This is a genomic window from Seohaeicola nanhaiensis (assembly GCF_042654245.1).
Taxonomy (GTDB): domain Bacteria; phylum Pseudomonadota; class Alphaproteobacteria; order Rhodobacterales; family Rhodobacteraceae; genus Seohaeicola_A; species Seohaeicola_A nanhaiensis.
This window is the reverse complement of record NZ_JBHSGI010000005.1, coordinates 212,847-230,352: the sequence shown is the minus strand read 5'-3', so window position 1 is coordinate 230,352 and position 17,506 is coordinate 212,847. Positions and strand designations below refer to the sequence as shown.

The 17,506-nt window shown below is 68.0% G+C and carries 16 protein-coding genes; 9 read left to right on the top strand and 7 right to left on the bottom strand.

Features of this window, described 5'->3' with window-relative positions:
* Positions 1-9: 9 nt before the first annotated feature.
* From ACFO5X_RS08470 to ACFO5X_RS08445, 6 genes are all read left to right on the top strand, one after another.
* Positions 10-915 carry an AAA family ATPase gene (locus ACFO5X_RS08470; RefSeq protein ID WP_380716890.1) on the top strand — a complete coding sequence of 302 codons (906 nt, stop codon included), beginning with the start codon at positions 10-12 and terminating at the stop codon, positions 913-915.
* Positions 916-973: 58 nt separating this feature from the next.
* Complete coding sequence (locus ACFO5X_RS08465) at positions 974-2,230, top strand: vWA domain-containing protein (protein ID WP_380716889.1); 1,257 nt, start codon at positions 974-976, stop codon at positions 2,228-2,230.
* 100 nt (positions 2,231-2,330) lie between these two features.
* Entirely contained in the window at positions 2,331-4,076 is a 1,746-nt protein-coding gene (locus tag ACFO5X_RS08460) for an OmpA family protein (protein ID WP_380716887.1), read from the top strand.
* Positions 4,077-4,265: 189 nt separating this feature from the next.
* Positions 4,266-5,237, top strand: coding sequence for an XdhC family protein (locus tag ACFO5X_RS08455; protein WP_380716885.1), 972 nt, complete (start codon positions 4,266-4,268; stop codon positions 5,235-5,237).
* Positions 5,234-6,244, top strand: coding sequence for a molybdopterin-binding protein (locus tag ACFO5X_RS08450; RefSeq protein WP_380716884.1), 1,011 nt, complete (start codon positions 5,234-5,236; stop codon positions 6,242-6,244). Before ACFO5X_RS08455 ends, ACFO5X_RS08450 begins: the two co-directional genes overlap by 4 nt.
* Positions 6,241-7,116, top strand: coding sequence for an MBL fold metallo-hydrolase (locus tag ACFO5X_RS08445; RefSeq protein WP_380716882.1), 876 nt, complete (start codon positions 6,241-6,243; stop codon positions 7,114-7,116). The genes ACFO5X_RS08450 and ACFO5X_RS08445 overlap by 4 nt, the downstream gene beginning before the upstream one ends.
* 256 nt (positions 7,117-7,372) lie before the next feature.
* Here ACFO5X_RS08445 and ACFO5X_RS08440 read toward each other — a convergent pair whose 3' ends face one another.
* A complete protein-coding gene (locus ACFO5X_RS08440) occupies positions 7,373-7,699 on the bottom strand; it encodes a 5-aminolevulinate synthase (RefSeq protein WP_380716881.1) in 327 nt (108 codons plus the stop codon).
* A gap of 223 nt (positions 7,700-7,922) precedes the next feature.
* On the opposite strand from ACFO5X_RS08440, the gene ACFO5X_RS08435 reads away from it, so the two are divergent.
* The 3 genes from ACFO5X_RS08435 (at position 7,923) to ACFO5X_RS08425 (ending at position 11,741) form a co-directional block, all read left to right on the top strand.
* The gene (locus tag ACFO5X_RS08435; protein WP_380716880.1) at positions 7,923-8,405 is read left to right on the top strand and encodes a (2Fe-2S)-binding protein; all 483 of its coding nucleotides are present in this window, start codon (positions 7,923-7,925) and stop codon (positions 8,403-8,405) included.
* Positions 8,406-8,488: 83 nt separating this feature from the next.
* Positions 8,489-10,852 (top strand): xanthine dehydrogenase family protein molybdopterin-binding subunit, encoded by a 2,364-nt coding sequence (locus ACFO5X_RS08430; RefSeq protein ID WP_380716879.1) that lies wholly within the window; start codon positions 8,489-8,491, stop codon positions 10,850-10,852.
* A 103-nt stretch (positions 10,853-10,955) separates the two neighbouring features.
* A complete protein-coding gene (locus ACFO5X_RS08425; RefSeq protein WP_380716877.1) occupies positions 10,956-11,741 on the top strand; it encodes an FAD binding domain-containing protein in 786 nt (261 codons plus the stop codon).
* A gap of 173 nt (positions 11,742-11,914) precedes the next feature.
* On the opposite strand, the gene infC is transcribed toward ACFO5X_RS08425, so the two are convergent.
* The 6 genes from infC to ACFO5X_RS08395 form a co-directional block, all read right to left on the bottom strand.
* A complete protein-coding gene (infC, locus tag ACFO5X_RS08420) occupies positions 11,915-12,535 on the bottom strand; it encodes a translation initiation factor IF-3 (protein ID WP_465269464.1) in 621 nt (206 codons plus the stop codon).
* A 16-nt stretch (positions 12,536-12,551) separates the two neighbouring features.
* On the bottom strand, positions 12,552-13,718 hold the full coding sequence (locus tag ACFO5X_RS08415) for an MFS transporter (protein WP_380716875.1): 1,167 nt from the start codon (positions 13,716-13,718) through the stop codon (positions 12,552-12,554).
* Between the two features lie 92 nt (positions 13,719-13,810).
* The gene (locus ACFO5X_RS08410) at positions 13,811-14,632 is read right to left on the bottom strand and encodes a ferredoxin--NADP reductase (RefSeq protein WP_380717295.1); all 822 of its coding nucleotides are present in this window, start codon (positions 14,630-14,632) and stop codon (positions 13,811-13,813) included.
* Between the two features lie 77 nt (positions 14,633-14,709).
* Positions 14,710-15,078 carry a DUF934 domain-containing protein gene (locus ACFO5X_RS08405; RefSeq protein ID WP_380716874.1) on the bottom strand — a complete coding sequence of 123 codons (369 nt, stop codon included), beginning with the start codon at positions 15,076-15,078 and terminating at the stop codon, positions 14,710-14,712.
* Positions 15,075-15,839, bottom strand: a complete 765-nt coding sequence (locus tag ACFO5X_RS08400; protein ID WP_380716873.1) for a phosphoadenylyl-sulfate reductase — start codon at positions 15,837-15,839, stop codon at positions 15,075-15,077. Before ACFO5X_RS08400 ends, ACFO5X_RS08405 begins: the two co-directional genes overlap by 4 nt.
* On the bottom strand, positions 15,829-17,496 hold the full coding sequence (locus tag ACFO5X_RS08395; RefSeq protein WP_380716872.1) for a nitrite/sulfite reductase: 1,668 nt from the start codon (positions 17,494-17,496) through the stop codon (positions 15,829-15,831). Before ACFO5X_RS08395 ends, ACFO5X_RS08400 begins: the two co-directional genes overlap by 11 nt.
* Positions 17,497-17,506: the final 10 nt, after the last annotated feature.

The window sequence follows — 17,506 nt, the reverse complement described above, 5'->3', positions numbered from 1 at the left end:
GGGGACAGGATGCAGGTAAAGTCGATCGACGCCGTGCAGGCGATGCTGGGGGCGCAGGGCTATGTCTGCGGCCGGCCGCTGGCGACGGTGGTGTTCCTGGCGCTGCGCCTCGGGCGGCCGCTGTTCCTGGAGGGCGAGGCGGGCGTTGGCAAGACCGAGATCGCCAAGGCGCTGGCGGCGGCGCTGGGGCGACGGCTGATCCGGCTGCAGTGCTACGAGGGGCTGGATGCCTCGAGCGCGGTCTACGAGTGGAACTTTCCGGCGCAGATGGTGGCGATCCGCACCGCCGAGGCGGGCGGCGGCGCCGACCGCGAGGTGCTGAACCGCGAGCTGTTCGGGCCGGATTATCTGATCGAGCGTCCCCTGTTGCAGGCGATGCGCCCGGACGAGCATGGCGCGCCGGTACTGCTGATCGATGAACTCGACCGCACGGACGAACCCTTCGAGGCCTTCCTGCTGGAGGCGCTGAGCGATTTCCAGGTGACGATTCCCGAGCTGGGCACGATCAAGGCGCCCGAACCGCCCATCGTGATACTCACGTCTAATCGCACGCGCGAGGTGCATGACGCGCTGAAGCGGCGCTGCCTGTATCACTGGGTCGACTACCCGGATTTCGCGCGCGAGATGGAGATCCTGCGCGCCCGCGCCCCCGAGGCGGCGGAGCGCCTGAGCCGCGAGGTGGTGGCCTTCGTGCAGAAGCTGCGCACCGAGGATCTGTTCAAGAAACCGGGCGTGGCCGAGACCATCGACTGGGCGAAATGCCTGCTGGCGCTCGATGTCATCGCGCTCTCCCCCGAGGTGATCGCCGATACGCTGGGCGCGATCCTGAAGTATCAGGACGACATCCAGAAGCTGCAGGGGTCCGAGGCGAAACGCCTGCTGGACGAGGTGAAATCCTCGCTCGATCCCGCCTGATGCTTCCTCTTGCCCCAAATATCCCGGGGGTCCGGGGGCAGAGCCCCCGGCGCGTCTGATGGCGGAACATCTCCCGCTCTCGCTCCCCGACGACCCGAAGCTCGCCGCGAACATCACCCATTTCGCGCGGGCGCTCCGCAAGGCCGGGCTGCCGATCGGGCCGGGGCGGGTGATCGATGCGATCCGGGCGGTCGAGGTGGCGGGGTTCACCGAGAAGCGGGATTTCTACTGGGTGCTGCATGCCTGTTTCGTGAACCGGCCCGAGCACAGGGCGGTCTTTGCGCAGGTCTTCCGGCTCTACTGGCGCGATCCGCGGTATCTCGAGCACATGATGGCGATGATGCTGCCGGCGATCCGGGGGGTGCAGGAAGAGCGGCGCGCCGAGGCGGCCGAGAAACGGGCGGCCGAGGCGCTGCTGGACGGGATGCTGCCCGATGGCCCCGAGCCCGATGCGGGCGAGGACGAGACCACTATCGAGGTCGATGCCTCGGCCACGATGTCGGGGGAAGAGCGGCTGCGGACGCTCGATTTCGAGCAGATGAGCACCGCCGAGATCGCGGCGGCCAAGCGGATGCTGGCGCGGCTGACCCTGCCGGTGAAGCCGATCCCCTCGCGCCGGGGGATGGCCGCGCTGAACGGGCCAAGGGTCGACTGGCGCCGCACGCTGCGCGCCTCGATGCGGCAGGGCGGGGAGATACGGGACATCGCGCGGCTGACGCCCCGGCCGAAATGGCCCAATCTGGTGGTGCTCTGCGATATCTCGGGCTCGATGAGCCAGTATTCGCGAATGGTGCTGCATTTCCTGCATGCGGTGTCGAATGCCAAGGGACAGGGCTGGGCCAGGGTGCATGCCTTCACCTTCGGCACGCGGCTGACCAATATCACCCGCCATCTGCGCCAGCGCGATGTCGATGCGGCGCTGGCCGCGGCCGGGGCCGAGGCGCAGGATTGGGAGGGCGGTACGCGGATCGGCAGCTGCCTGCGCGCCTTCAACCGCGACTGGTCGCGCCGGGTGATGGGGCAGGGCGCGGTGGTGCTGCTGATCACCGACGGGCTGGACCGCGAGGATCCCGTGGCGCTGGCGCGCGAGATGGAGCGGCTGCATCTGTCGGCGCGGCGGCTGATCTGGCTGAACCCGCTGCTGCGCTGGGACGGCTTCGCGCCCCGGGCGCGGGGGATCGCGGCAATGCTGCCGCATGTCGACAGTTTCCGCGCGGGGCATTCCGTGGCGTCGATGGAGGATCTCGCTCGGGTGATCTCGCGCCCCGAGGACGTGGGCGAGAAGGCCCGGCTGATCGCGCTGCTGGCCGGCTGAATTCCGCCGGCTTTGGCGGCCTGCTTATATTCCGTGCAACCCGGGGTGACGGATGCGCGTTATCCCGGCGACCGAAGTATATGAAAGGATAGCGCGAGCCATGAATCGCTTTTTCAAATCGACCACGGCCCTGCTGACGGCGGCCTCCCTCGTTGTGACCGCGCCGGGGATGGCGCTGGCGCAGACCGCGACCCTGAACGTGACCCAGGAACAGATGGCGCAGATGAGCGTCGAGGAGCTGGTTCAGCTTCAGGCCGAGGTTCAGCAGGATACCTCGCTGTCCGAGGCCGAAAAGGCCGAACGTCTGGAAACCATCAAGGCCGAACTGAAAGAGGCCCGCAAGGCGAACCGGAAGGCGGAACGCAAGGCCGAGCGCCAGGCGGAACGTCAGGCGCAGAAGGCGGCGGAACAGCAGTCTGGCACCAGCGCGCAAACGGACGCTCAGGTGAGCGGACAGGCGCAGACCGGTGACACCACCACCGCGCCGGTGAACCCGGCCCCGGCGGCGGATGCGACGCAGACGCAGCAGACCCAGACGCAACAGCCTGCGCCGACTCAGCCGCCCGCGACGGATACGACGCAGACGCAGCAGACCCAGCAGACTGCGCCGACCCAGCAGCCTGCCCCGGCGCCAACTCAACAGACGCAGACGCAACAGCCGGCGGCGGACGCCGCAGCGCCGACCGCGGCTAAGTTGACGAAGGAAGAACAGCGCCGCGAGGAACGTCGGGCAGAGCGCCGTGCCGCGCGCAAGGCCGAGCGTGAGGCCGCGCGGGCCCAGGGCAATGTCCTGCCGGCGGATGCACAGGCGCAGGCCGATGTCGCCGCCGAGCAGGAGGCACAGGCCGCCGAAGTAGCCGCCACCGGCGATGCCGAAGGCAAAGTGACCACCGAGACGGTGACCGAGAACGAGGTGCGCAAGGCCGATCAGGAGTTCCAGACCGCGCCGGTCGCGACCGAGAAGTCCGGCCTTTCGAATACCCAGAAAGCCGCCCTGCTGGGCCTTGGCGCGCTGGCGGTGGGTGCTCTGCTGAAGAACGGCAACAAGGTCGTGTCGAATTCGGGCGACCGGGTGATCGTTCAGACCGACGAAGGTTATCGCGTGCTGAAGGACGATGACGTGTTGCTGCGCCAGCCGGGCAGCCAGGTGAAGACCGAGACCTTCTCGGACGGTTCGACCCGGACCCGCGTGGCCTATACCGACGGCACGCAGGTGGTGACGATCCGCGCCGCCGATGGCCGGGTGCTGCGCCGGACGAAGGTGCTGGCCGATGGCCGCGAGGTGCGCCTGTTCGACGACACCAAGGTGCGTCAGCCGGTTCAGGTTTCGCAGCTACCGCAGGTGCGTCCGAACACGTTCGATTATACCAATTCGGTGAGCGCGGACGATCTGCAGCGGGCGATGCTAGCGACCGGGGGCAACCCCTATGCGCGCAGCTTCTCGCTGGCGCAGATCCGCAACATCGACGCGGTGCGCAAGCTGGTGCCCGAGATCGCGGTGGAGAACATCAAGTTCAACACCGGGTCGTCGGCGATCAGCCCGGCCCAGGCGCAGGACCTGGCGGCGCTGGGCTCGGCAATCCGCGGGGCGATCCAGGCCAATCCGGCTGAGGTCTTCCTGGTGGAAGGCCATACCGATGCGGTGGGCAGCGCCGAGATGAACCTGGCCCTGTCGGATCGGCGGGCCGAAACGGTGGCGCTGGCGCTGACGCAATATTTCCAGGTGCCGCCGGAGAACCTGGTGGTGCAGGGCTATGGCGAGGCGGATCTGAAGGTGGCGACCTACAACGCCGAACAGGCCAACCGCCGCGTCGCGGTGCGCCGGATCACGCCGCTGCTGAACTGAGCAGTTTTCCCCCGGACCTAGTTCCCGGACTGGCCGCCCCTTAGGGGGCGGCTTTTTTCGTTTGCGCCGGGGGATGACACGGGCAAGTGGCGTGATTAGGTTGATATCCCCGTGACCGGGGCCGGGCCGCCGAATGGGGGAAGACACCGGCGCGGGGCGGCTTATACTGCGCGATGGGAGGGCCTCGACATGGATCGTTTCGACACTATTCCGGAAACCGCGCTGACCTGGTTTCGCGATGGCGTGGGCGCTGCGCTGGCGACCGTGGTGCAGACCTGGGGCAGCGCGCCGCGCCGGGTGGGCGCGCAGCTGGCCGTGGGCGGGGACGGGCGCATCGAGGGGTCGGTCTCGGGCGGCTGCGTCGAGGGCGCGGTGATCGTCGAGGCGATGGAAGCCATGGCCGACGGCAAGCACCGGATGCTGGAATTCGGGGTGTCCGACGAGGATGCCTTTGCCGTGGGGCTGGCCTGTGGCGGCACCATCCGGGTGCTGGTCGAGCCGGTGGGCAGCGCGCTGCCCGCGGCGATGCTGGGCGATCTGGTGGCGGCGCGGGCCGAGCGGCGGGCGGTGGCCTATGTGGTCGATACCGAGACCGGGGCGCGGTCGTTGACGAGCGAGGGCCACGGCGATCGGTTCCGCATGGACCGCTCGGGGTTCGAGGAGGACGGGACGACCTTTGTCGCCATCCACAATCCGCCGCTGCGGCTGATCGTGGTGGGCGCGGTGCATATCGCGCAGGCGCTGGTGCCGATGGCGCGGATCGCGGGCTATGACCCGGTGCTGATCGACCCGCGCGAGACCTTCGGGTCGGATTCGCGGTTTCCGGGCGAGACGATCCTGAACGACTGGCCGGACGAGGCGGTGGCGCAGCTGGGGCTGGATGCGCGCACGGCGCTGGTGCTGCTGACGCATGATCCCAAGATCGACGACCCCGCCATCGAGGCGGCGCTGCGCTCGCGCGCCTTCTATATCGGTGCGCTGGGGTCGACGCGGACCCATGCGAAGCGGGTGGAGCGGCTGACAGGGGCGGGGTTCAGCGAGGCCGAGATCGGGCTGATCCATGCGCCCATCGGGCTGGATATCGGTGCGGCGGGACCGGCGGAGATTGCTGTGTCGATCCTGGCCGAGATGACGGCGGTTCTGCGCGGGCGGGCCAAGTGAGGTTCGGGCCGGTTCCGGCGGCGGAGGCGGCCGGCGCGGTGCTGGCGCATTCGGTGCGGCTGGAGCGCGGGCGGCTGCGCAAGGGGCTGGTGCTGAGCGCGGCGGATGTGGATGCGCTGGTGGCGGCCGGGATCAACGAGGTTGTGGTCGCCCGGCTGGAGCCAGGCGATCTGGGCGAGGATCAGGCGGCCGGGCGCATCGCGGCGGCCCTAGTGCCCGACCCGGGCGCGGTGGGGCTGCGGGTGACCGAGCCGTTCACCGGGCGGGTCAACCTGGTGGCCGAGGGGCCGGGCGTGGCGGTGCTGGACGTGGCCGCCATCGAGGCGATGAACCATGTGCATCCGATGATCACTCTGGCGACCGTGCCGGCCTTCCAGCAGATGGAGGCCGGGGGGATGGTGGCGACGATCAAGATCATCTCCTACGCCGTGCCGGGCGCGGATGTGGACCGGGCGGCGGCGCTGGTGGGCGGGGCGATCCGGCTGGCGGCGCCAGTGCATCGCAGCGCGGGGCTGGTGGTGACGGATATTCCGGGCGGGCCGGACAACACCAAGGGCATTGCCGCGATCCGGGGGCGGGTCGAGGCGCTGGGCATGGAGCTGGCCGAGGTGCGCACGGTGCCGCATGAGACCGCGCGGCTGGCCGAGGCGCTGGGCGGGATCGGCGGGGAGATCGCGCTGATCCTGACCGGCTCGGCGACCAGCGACATCGACGACGTGGCGCCGCTGGCGGTGCGGGTGGCGGGGGGACGGGTGGAACGGTTCGGGATGCCGGTGGATCCGGGGAACCTTCTGTTTCTGGGACAGTTGGGAGAGCGACCCGTGATCGGCCTTCCGGGCTGTGCGCGCTCGCCCGCGCTGAACGGGGCGGACTGGGTGCTGTCGCGCGTCGCCTGCGGGATCGAGGTGCGGGGCGAGGATATCGCCGGCATGGGGGTCGGCGGGTTGCTGAAGGAAATCCCGACACGGCCGCAGCCGAGATCGGGGCGCAGGAGAGAGACGGAATGAAACTGCCCGAGGGGATGCGGATCCTGACGCCGGCCAAGGGGGTCTATGCCTATTACGACGGGCGGCTGCCGGGCTATCACTTTGCCGAGACGCCGAACTGGGTGGACGAGGGCGCGCTGACGCTGGGGATCGCGAGCTATGCGCTGGTCGCCGGGCATCAGGCGATTGTCTATGACACGCATGTGACGGTCGATCATGCGCGGGCGATCCGGAGGCATCTGGAGCGGCTGGGGGTCACGGACTTTACCGTGGTGCTGAGCCATCGCCATCTGGATCATGTGGCGGGGACCGAGGCCTTTGCCGATTGCCGGGTGATCACCAACGCGTTGACGGCGGCGCATCTGGAGCGGGACCGGGCGGCAATCGAGGCGGGGACGCTGGGCGGGCTGCCGGCGATTGCGCCGCTGGTGCTGCCGACCGAGACCTTCGAGGGGCAGATGGCGCTGACGCTGGGCGGCGAGCGGATCGAGCTGATCCAGCTGAACATCCACAGCGACGATGCCACGGTGCTCTGGCTGCCCGAGCGGCGGATCCTGCTGGCGGGCGACACGCTGGAGGATACGGTGACCTATGTGGGCGAGCCCGAAGGGTTCGACGCCCATCTGCGCGATCTGGCGCGGCTGAGCGCGCTGGGGCCGCTGCATATCCTGCCGAACCACGGCGATCCGGACGTGATCGCCAAGGGCGGGTTCGGCTCGGGGCTGATCGGGGCGACAGAACGCTATGTCGCGCTGCTGCGCTCGGGGCGGGCGCCGGAGTCGCTGGCCGAGGCGATGCCGCTGTTCGATACCGGAAAGGCCTGCCGGTATGCCGCCTGCTACGAGGCGGTGCACCGGGAGAATCTGGCGCGGGTGGCCGAGCTGGCGCAGTAAGCCCCCGCCCGAGGAGACGGGCGGGGGCGGCCGGCGCATAAGCGGGCCCCGAGGGAGGCCGGCGGCTCAGGCGCTGATGGCCAGGACCAGGACGGTCACCGAAACCGTATAGCACAGGCCGAAGATCAGCAGAAGGCAGGTGGCGGTGGACAGGCGCATGGGGAACTCCGTTCTGGCAGGTGTGGCCTGTCTGGCCCGATTCTGCCGCCGGGGTCTGTGAAACAGGTCACAAAGGCGGATCATTGCAGCACGCCCATCATTGGAGGACGAGCGCCATGCCGCTGAGCACCAGGCCGGCGCCCGCAATCTGCTGGGCGTTGAGGCCTTCCCCAAGCCACACGGCGATGCCGAGCACCAGCAGCGTCTCGATGGCGACGATGGCCAGGTACACCACGCTGAGGTGGCTGTTGCGGAGCAGCAGGATTTCGGCGCAGACGGCGGCCGCGAGGCCGAGGGCGACCAGCGCGGCAGCATGCGGGCTGATGCCGCCGGTGGCGAGTTTCATGCCGTAGGTGGCAACGGCATATCCGAGTGCGGTGAGACAGATCAGAATTGAAACGGTAAAGAAATTCAGATCGGACATTCAATTGTCCCTCCTTCCAAATGCATTTTAATAAAATGGGGTCGTACAATTCGCGCCGTCCCGGGATGCCGTAATGCAGCGGGGACGTCTATGGGCAGGATCACACAGGGATGCGGCGAAAGCAAGGCGTGACAAGCTGCCGCGCGGGTTCAAGATTCAGGTTCTCAACGCAGGACGGGCGTGCTTAACTCGGCCCAACGGAATGAACGGACGGGAGGCACCAATGGTTCAGGTACGCATGACGGTCAATGGCCGCGAGGTCAGTGGCGAGGTGGAGGGGCGCACATTGCTGGTGACGTTCCTGCGCGAAAATCTGGGAATGACGGGCACCCATGTGGGCTGTGACACGGCGCAGTGCGGCGCCTGCGTGGTGCATGTGGACGGGGCTTCGGTGAAGTCCTGCAACATGCTGGCGCTGGAAGCCGAGGGCGCCTCGGTTGCCACCATCGAGGGGCAGGCGGGTGCCGATGGCTCGCTGAACGCGATCCAGCAGGCGTTCCAGGATCACCACGGATTGCAATGCGGGTTCTGCACGCCGGGCATGGTGATGAGCGCGGCGGCGCTGCTGAAGGAGAATCCCAAGCCGTCCGAGGCCGAGATCCGGCACTATCTCGACGGCAACATCTGCCGCTGCACGGGATACCACAACATCGTCAAGGCGATCATGGCGGCGTCCGGTCAGGACGTGGCGATGGCGGCGGAGTGAACGGGGGCGGTGCGTGCACAGCACGCACCCTACGGCGATAATTCAGGGCGCGGCCGGGAGGGTCGCGCGGGGAGGATCAGACAATGCCCAAGGATCACGGCATCGGCGCCAGCCCGAAGCGGCGCGAGGACGTGCGGTTCCTGACGGGAGCCGGCAATTACACCGATGACATCAACCTGCGCGGTCAGGCCTATGTGCATTTCCTGCGCTCGGACGTGGCCCATGCGAAACTGGTGAGCGTCAACACCGAGGCGGCGTCGAAGATGCCGGGCGTCGTGCGCATTTTCACAGGCGCGGATTTCGAGGGCGTCGGGGGACTGCCCTGCGGCTGGCTGGTGACGGACCGGTTCGGCAATCCGATGCAGGAACCCGGCCACCCGGTGCTGGCGCGCGGCAAGGTGCGCCATGTCGGCGATCCGATTGCCGCCGTCGTGGCGGAGTCGCTGGCGCAGGCACGCGACGCGGCAGAGGCCATCGAGGTCGAGTTGGAGGAACTTCCGGCGGTGATCGACATGGCCAAGGCGCTGGAGGACGGCTCGGCCAAGGTGCATGACGAGCTGACCAGCAACCTCTGCTATGACTGGGGCTTTGTCGAAGACAACCGCGAGGCGGTGGACAAGGCGATCAAGGAAGCCGCGCATGTCACCACGCTGGAGCTGAAGAACCAGCGGCTGGTGGCCAATCCGATGGAGCCGCGGGTGGCGGTGGGCGACTTCAACCGCGCGAGCGGGGAGAGCACGCTGTACACCACCAGCCAGAACCCGCATGTGATCCGCCTGCTGATGGGCGCCTTCGTGCTGGGCATTCCCGAGCACAAGCTGCGCGTCGTCGCGCCGGATGTGGGCGGCGGCTTTGGCACCAAGATCTTCCACTATGCCGAGGAAGCCTTCTGCACCTTCGCGGCCAAGGCGATCAACCGGCCCGTCAAGTGGACCTCGTCGCGGTCGGAAGCCTTCATGAGCGACGCGCACGGGCGCGATCATGTCACGAAGATCGAGCTGGCGCTGGACAAGGACAACAACTTTACCGCGATCCGGACCTCGACGCTGGCGAACATGGGCGCGTATCTGTCGACCTTCTCGACCTCGGTGCCGACCTGGCTGCACGGGACGCTGATGGCGGGCAACTACAAGACGCCGCTGATCTATGTGAACGTGCGGGCGGTCTTTACCAATACGGTGCCGGTCGACGCCTATCGCGGTGCGGGGCGGCCGGAGGCGACGTTCCAGCTGGAGCGGGTGATCGACAAGGCGGCGCGCGAGCTGGGGGTCGATCCGATCGCGCTGCGGCGGCAGAATTTCATCACCGAGTTCCCCTATGCGACCCCGGTGGCGGTGGAATACGACACCGGCAACTATCACGGGACGATGGACAAGCTGGAGGAGATCGCCGACATCGCCGGTTTCGCCGCCCGCCGGAAGGCAAGCGAGGAGAAGGGCAAGTGGCGGGGCCTTGGCATCAACTGCTATATCGAGGCCTGCGGCATCGCGCCGTCGAACCTTGTCGGGCAGCTGGGCGCGCGGGCGGGTCTTTACGAGAGCGCGACGGTGCGGGTGAACGCGACCGGCGGGCTGGTCGTCATGACCGGGAGCCACGCCCACGGGCAGGGGCACGAGACCACCTTTCCGCAGGTGATCGCCGAGATGATCGGCATTGACGAGAGCATGGTCGAGATCGTGCATGGCGATACCGCGCGCACGCCGATGGGCATGGGCACCTATGGCTCGCGCTCGATTGCGGTGGGCGGCTCGGCCATGGTGCGGGCGGCCGAGAAGATCATCAACAAGACCAAGAAGATCGCCGCGCACCTGCTGGAGGCCTCGGAGGCCGACATTGAACTGAAGGACGGCAAGTTCTCGGTCGCGGGCACCGACAAGTCGGTCGACTGGGGCGCGGTCTGCCTGGCGGCTTACGTGCCGCACAACTATCCGCTGGCCGATATCGAGCCGGGGCTGGAGGAGACGGCCTTCTATGACCCGTCGAACTTCACCTATCCGGCGGGCGCCTACGCCTGCGAGGTCGAGGTCGACCCCGAGACCGGCAAGGTGACCATCGAGCGGATGATGGCGGCCGACGATTTCGGCAATATCATCAACCCGATGATCGTTGATGGTCAGGTGCATGGCGGGCTGGCGCAGGGGATCGGGCAGGCGCTGATGGAGAACTGCGTCTATGACAGCGACGGCCAGCTGCTGAGCGCAACCTACATGGACTATGCGATGCCGCGCGCCTCCGACCTGCCGAGCTTCGAGATCGACCATTCGAGCCAGACACCCTGCACGCACAACCCTCTGGGGGTGAAGGGCTGTGGCGAGGCGGGGGCCATCGGCTCGCCTCCGGCGGTGGTCAATGCGGTGATCGACGCCTTGCAGTCGGGCGGGTCGAAGGTGACGCATATCGACATGCCGATGTCGCCGGCGCGCGTCTGGGCGGCGATGAACGGGTGAGGCGGCGGCCGGGGGGTTCCACCCCCCGGACCCCCCGAGGTATTTGGAAACCAGAGAAGAGGCAGGGGGCGGGTCCCCCGACGATCTTCGGAAGGATGATGAGATGTACAACTTCGATTTTGTGAGGCCGTCGAGCGTGGCGGAGGCGGTCAAGGCGCTTGGCGACGAGGACGCGCAGGCGCTGGGCGGCGGGCAGACGCTGATCCCGACGCTGCGGGCGCGACTGGCGAGCCCCTCGACGCTGGTGAGCCTGTCGGGCATCGCCGAGATCAAGGGGATCCGGCAGGAGGGCGACAGCCTGGTGATCGGTGGCGGCACCACCCATGCCGCTGTCGCCTCGGGCGCCGGGGCCTACAAGGCGCTGGCCGACCTGGCGGCGCGGATCGGCGATCCGGCGGTGCGCAACCGCGGGACGATTGGCGGCAGCATCGCCAACAACGATCCCTCGGCCTGCTATCCGGCGGCGGCGCTGGGGTCAGGTGCGACCATCGTGACCAATGCGCGCGAGATCGCGGCGGACGATTTCTTTCAGGGGATGTTCACCACGGCGCTGGAGCCGGGCGAGATCATCACGGCGGTAAAGTTCCCGATCGCGCGCAGGGCGCGCTACGAGAAGTTCATCCAGCCGGCATCCCGCTTTCCTCTGGTCGCGGTCTTCGTCGCGCAATACGACGACGGCGTGCGGGTCGCGGTCACCGGCGCCTCGGAAGAGGGCGTGTTCCGCTGGGCGGATGCCGAGGAGGCGCTGAACAAGGAATTCCGCACCGATGCGCTGATGGACCTGAAGGTGCCGGCGGACGGGATGATCGGCGACCTGCACGGGACCAAGGAATATCGCGCGCATCTGGTGGGGGTGATGACCAAGCGGGCGATCGCCGCGGCGGCCTGAGCAATTCTTGACGGGATTTGGAGGGGCGCTCCTTGCGGGGCGCCCTTTTTCATCGGGCGGACCGCGGGGCGAGGCCCGTCGCGCGAAAAGCAATGGGCGCCGCGGGGCGCCCATGTCTCGTATCCGGATCTTTGCGGAAATGGCGGGGCGGGGCCCGCCCACCGCCGGAAAAATTACTTGTTCGGCAAGGGGCCGATCAGCATCACCATCTGGCGGCCTTCGAGGCGCGGGAAGTTCTCGACCTTGCCCACCTCCTTGGTGTCCTCGGCCACCCGTTCCAGCAGTTCCCGGCCCAGGTTCTGGTGCGCCATCTCGCGGCCACGGAAGCGCAGGGTGACCTTCACCTTGTCGCCGCCTTCGAGAAACTTGAAGACCGAGCGCATCTTGACCTCGTAGTCATGCGTGTCGGTGTTCGGGCGGAACTTGATTTCCTTGATCTCGATGATCTTCTGTTTCTTGCGCGCTTCGGCCTCGCGCTTCTGCGTCTCGTATTTGTATTTGCCGAAATCCATGATCTTGCACACGGGCGGCGCGGCGTTCGGCGAGATCTCGACAAGGTCGAGGCCTGCCTCGGCGGCCATTTCCATCGCCCGGGCGGGTGAGACGACGCCCACATTCTCGCCATCGGCGCCGATCAGGCGGATTTCGGGGGCACGGATCTTGTCGTTGATGCGCGGGCCGGTGTCGCGGGTCGGCGGCGCATTGTGGGGTCTGCGGGCTATGGAATCAATCCTTTGCTGTTCTCTGTCTAGGGGCGCAAGGTAACTATCGCGCGGGTTCGGTTCAAGTCGCATTCGCCGCGAGAGGCGGTCAGGCGGGACGTCTGGAAGCCCATTCTCCAAGGATCAGGACGCCCAGCGCGGCAATCGCGCCGAGGCAGGCGGCCAGGCCGAGCGCGTCGAGGCCGCGGGCGGCGAGGATGGCGCCGCCGGCCCAGCTGCCAAGGGCAGAGCCGATGTAGATGCCGGCGGCGTTGAGCGCGAGCAGGACCGAGGCGCGGCCCGGGTCGAGGGTGATCAGGCGCATCTGCTGCGGGGCGTTGAAGGACCAGCCGAAGGCGGACCAGGCGAAGCCCAGAAAGAACAGCAGGGCGGCGGGCAGCGGCAGGTAGGAGAACCAGGGCAGCAGGGTCGCTTGCACGAGGGTCAGCAAGCCGAGGGTGCGGGCGGGGCCGATGCGGTCGCAGAGCCAGCCGCCGAGCAGGTTGCCGGCGACGGCGCCGAAGCCACAGGCGAGCAGGTAGGCGGTGATGCCGTCGCGGCCGAAGCCCATGCGGGTGCCGAGCAGGGGGGAGATATAGGTGAAGACGACATAGGTCGCGCCGGTGAAGACGCAGGTGAAGAGCAGGGCGATGAGGAGGCGCGGGCTGACCAGGGTGCGCCCGAGATCGCCGAGCGAAACCGGCGGCACGCGCAGGCCGGCAGGCACCCGGAACCAGATCAGGGCGACGAAGGGCAGCGAGAGCAGCGCGACCAGCGCGAAGGCGGCGCGCCAGCCGAAGGTATAGGCGATGAAGCCGCCGGCCGGAACTCCGGCGACCTGCGAGAGGGTGAGGCCGAAGAAGACCGCCGAGAGCGCGGAGGCCCGGCGTTCGGGCGCGCTGAGCGTGGCGGCGACGCCGGCGGCCACCGGGGTGAGCAGCCCGGCCCCGGCGGCGGCCAGGACGCGGCTGGCGAAGAGCGTGTCGGGGCCGGGAGCCAGCGCGGCGATCAGGTTGGCGAGCGCGAAGATCGCCATGCCGAGGGCGAGCACGCGGCGGCGCCCGATGCGGCCGGTGAGGGCGACCAGCAGCGGCGAGAGCAGCGCGTAGCCGATGGCGTAGAAGATCATCAGCCGGCCGGCGGTGGCGGGGTCGATGCCCAGATCCTCGGCCACGGGCGCCAGCGCGCCGATCACCATGAAGGCGCCCATGCCGATGACGAAATTGGCCGCGGAGAGCAGCGGGATGACGAGTCGGGACGCGGTGTCAGGGGGCATTGGAACTCGGGCAAGGGGCAATGCCCTGGGCACCGCCGCCCGACCCTAGGCGCAGTTGCGGGCCGCGCCAACAGGAAAGCTGCGGCTGGCGATCAGCCGACAAAGGCCTTTTCGACCACGTATTCCTTGGGGTCGGAATTGGCGCCTTCGCGCAGGCCGAAGGATTCGAGCACATCCTTCATGTCCTTGTTGAAGGCGAGGCTGCCGCAGACCATGCCGCGGTCGGTCTCGGGCGTGATCGGGTCGATGTTCAGGTCGCGGAAGACGGTGCCATCGGTCAGCAGCGTGGTGATGCGGCCCATGCGCGGGCTTTGTTCGCGCGTCGTCGTCGGGTAGTAGAGCACCTTGTCGCCGACCATCTCGCCGATCAGCGGGTCGTCCTTGAGGCTGGCGACCAGACGGCGGCCGTATTCCAGTTCGGCCACGTCGCGGCAGGTGTGGGTGACGATGACCTGGTCGTATTTCTCGTAAGTTTCGGGTTCGCGCAGCAGCGAGGCGAAGGGCGCGAAGCCGGTGCCGGTGGCGAAGAACCAGATGCGCTTGCCGGGCAGGAGGGCATCATGCACCAGCGTGCCGACTGGTTTCGGGCGCAGGATGATCTCGTCGCCCACCTGGATGTGCTGGAGGCGCGAGGTGAGCGGGCCGTCCTGTACCTTGATCGAGTAGAACTCGAGTTCGTCGTCCCAGGCGGGCGAGGCGATGGAATAGGCGCGCAGCAGCGGTTTGCCGTTGTCGCCCAAGAGGCCGATCATCACGAATTCGCCCGAGCGGAAGCGCAGCGATTGCGGCCGCGTCACGCGGAACGAGAACAGACGGTCCGTCCAGTGGTGGACCTCGGTGACGGTCTGGGCGTCGGGAAGGTGGGCGGGCTTGACGGGGCTGGATTGGGTCACGGCGCGGTTCACTGGGGTCATTTCGGTCATATGCATTCGCCCGGCCTTATCGGCGGGCGCCTCTCAACTAGTCCTTGATCGAAGTCAGGGAAAGGAAATTATCCGCGCAGGCGGTTCTGATAGCTGTGCGCGCGCCAGTCGGCGCGGGCGAGCCACTGGTCCTGCGGCTGGCGGGCGGCGAGGGTTTCGTCGATCTCGACCTCGTCGAAACCGGCGCGGCGGGCCATGGCATACTGGTCGGCGATGACGTGGCCCTGCGCCCGGAGGCGGCCCTTGTATCCGGCGAGGCGGAGGCGGCGGGCAAGGGTAAAGCCGCGCCCGTCGGCGAAGCTGGCGAAGGGGATGCGGATCAGCGGGGCGCCGAGATGCCCGGCCAGCGTGGCTGGGTCGGTGTCGACGGGCAGGTCGAGGACCGGACCGGTCCAGTCGTCGGAGGTGAAGCCACGGTCGGTGACGATGATGCTCATGGTTGCGGTCCTCTTACCACGCGGCCATTCACGAAGTGGATGCCGCATTCGTCCTTTGCCGTGTTGCGCCAACGGCCTGCGCGGGGATCCTCACCCGGTTTGACCGCCGAGGTGCAGGGGGCGCAGCCGATCGAGGGGTAGCCGCGCGCGACCAGCGGGTGACGCGGCAGGCGGTTTTCCTCCATGTAGGCGCGCACGTCCTCGGGCGCCCAATGGGCCAGCGGGTTGACCTTGATGCGGCCTGTGCCCGGCTCGGCTTCGAAAAAGTCGAGCGCGGCGCGGGCGCCGGTCTGGAAGCGCTTGCGCCCGGTAATCCAGCCGTCGAAGGCGGCGAGCGCGGCGTTCAGCGGTTCGGTCTTGCGCAGGGCGCAGCAGGCGTCGGGGTCGCGCTGGTGCAGCGTGCCGTCGGGATCCTGCGCGAGGTCGGCGGCGCGGACGATCTGGAGGTTCTTCAGGCCCAGGCGCTCGCTGACCTCGTGCTGGTAGAGCAGGGTTTCGGCGAAAAGCATTTCGGTGTCGATGAAGAGCACGGGAACGGCCTGGTCGATCACCGCGGCCATATGCAGCAGCACGACGGATTCGGCGCCGAAGCTGGAGACGAGCGCGATGCGGCCCGCGTCGTGCAACGCGCCGTGCATCACCTGCGTCGCCGAATGGTGGCGGAAGCGGGCGTTCAGCGCGGCGACACGTTCGGCGAGAGCCGGGTCGACCGCCCCCTGGCCGGGGCGGTCGAGCGGGGCGAGGTGGGCATCAAGCGGCATCGGCCTGGGCCTCTTCGGGATAGAGCGCGGCCTTGAAGGGCGCGGCGCCAAGCCGGCGGTAGGCGGCGAGGAAGGTTTCCCCGCGCGACTGGCGCAGGTCGAGGTAGGCCAGCACGAGCCGTTCGATGGCGGGCACGATCTCGTCCGCGGAGAAACCGGGGCCGGCGCGTTCGCCGATGGCCGCGGTCTCGGTCGCGTCGCCGCCGAGCGTGATCTGGTAGTTCTCGACGCCCGCCCGGTCGAGCCCGAGGATGCCGATATGGCCGACGTGGTGATGGCCGCAGGCGTTGATGCAGCCCGAGATCTTGATCTTGAGCGGTCCGACGTCGTGTTCGAGCTTGAGCTCGTCGAAACGGGTGGCGATCTCCTGCGCGATCGGGATCGAGCGGGCGGTGGCCAGCGCGCAGTAATCCATGCCGGGGCAGGCGATGATGTCCGAAATCAGACCGACATTGGCGGTGGCCAGTCCGTTTTTGGACAGGATGGCGTGGACCGCCGGCAGGTCGGACTTGTGGACATGGGGCAGGATGACGTTCTGTTCGTGGCTGATGCGCAGTTCGTCATGGCCGAAACGCTCGGCCAGATCGGCCATCACGCGCATCTGCTCGGCGGTGGCGTCGCCCGGGGTGGCGCCGTGGGCCTTGAGGCTGATCGTGACGATGGCATAGCCCGGCGCCTTGTGGGGCGCGAGGTTGGTGTCGGCCCAGGCGCGGAACACCGGATCGGCCTTGTGGAAGGCGTCATAGGCATCGGTCGGGGCGGTCTTGAAGGCCGGGTTGGCGAAGGCGGCCTCGAAACTGGCGAGCAGCTCCTGGTCGACCCCGGTGAAGGCGGCGCGGCGCTCGAGGAAGGCCTCTTCCACCAGGTCGCGGATCTTCTCGATGCCGTTTTCGTGCACCGTGATCTTGATGCGCGCCTTGTATTTGTTGTCGCGCCGGCCAAGCAGGTTGTAGACCGCCAGCACGGCTTCGAGATAGGGCAGCAGGTCGGCCCTGGGGAGGAAGTCGCGGATGACCTGGCCGATCATCGGGGTGCGGCCGAGGCCGCCGCCGACGATGACCTCGAACCCCGGCTCGCCATCGCGGCGGAGCATGCGCAGGCCGATGTCATGGGCGCGGGTCACGGCGCGGTCGGTCTCAGCGCCGGTGATGGCGATCTTGAACTTGCGGCCCAGGAACTGGAATTCGGGGTGGTCGGTGGACCACTGGCGGATCAGCTCGGCCACGGGGCGGGGGTCGGCGATTTCGTCCGCCGTGGCCCCAGCGAAATGGTCGGCGGTGGTGTTGCGGATGGTGTTGCCGCTGGTCTGGATCGCGTGCAGCCCGACCTCGGCCAGGGCGTCGAGCATGTCGGGGATGTCGCGCAGGCGCGGCCAGTTATACTGGATGTTCTGGCGGGTGGTGAAATGGCCGTAGCCCTTGTCCCACTTTTCGGCCAGCAGGGCGAGCTGGCGCATCTGCGCGCCGTTCAGCGTGCCATAGGGGATCGCGACGCGCAGCATGTAGGCATGCAGCTGGAGGTAGACGCCGTTCATCAGGCGCAATGGCTTGAACTCGTCCTCGGTCAGCGCGCCGCTGATGCGGCGGTCGACCTGGGCGCGGAACTGGGCGTTGCGTTCGGCGAGGAAAGCTTTGTCGAAGTCGGAGTAGCTGTACATCTGGGTATCC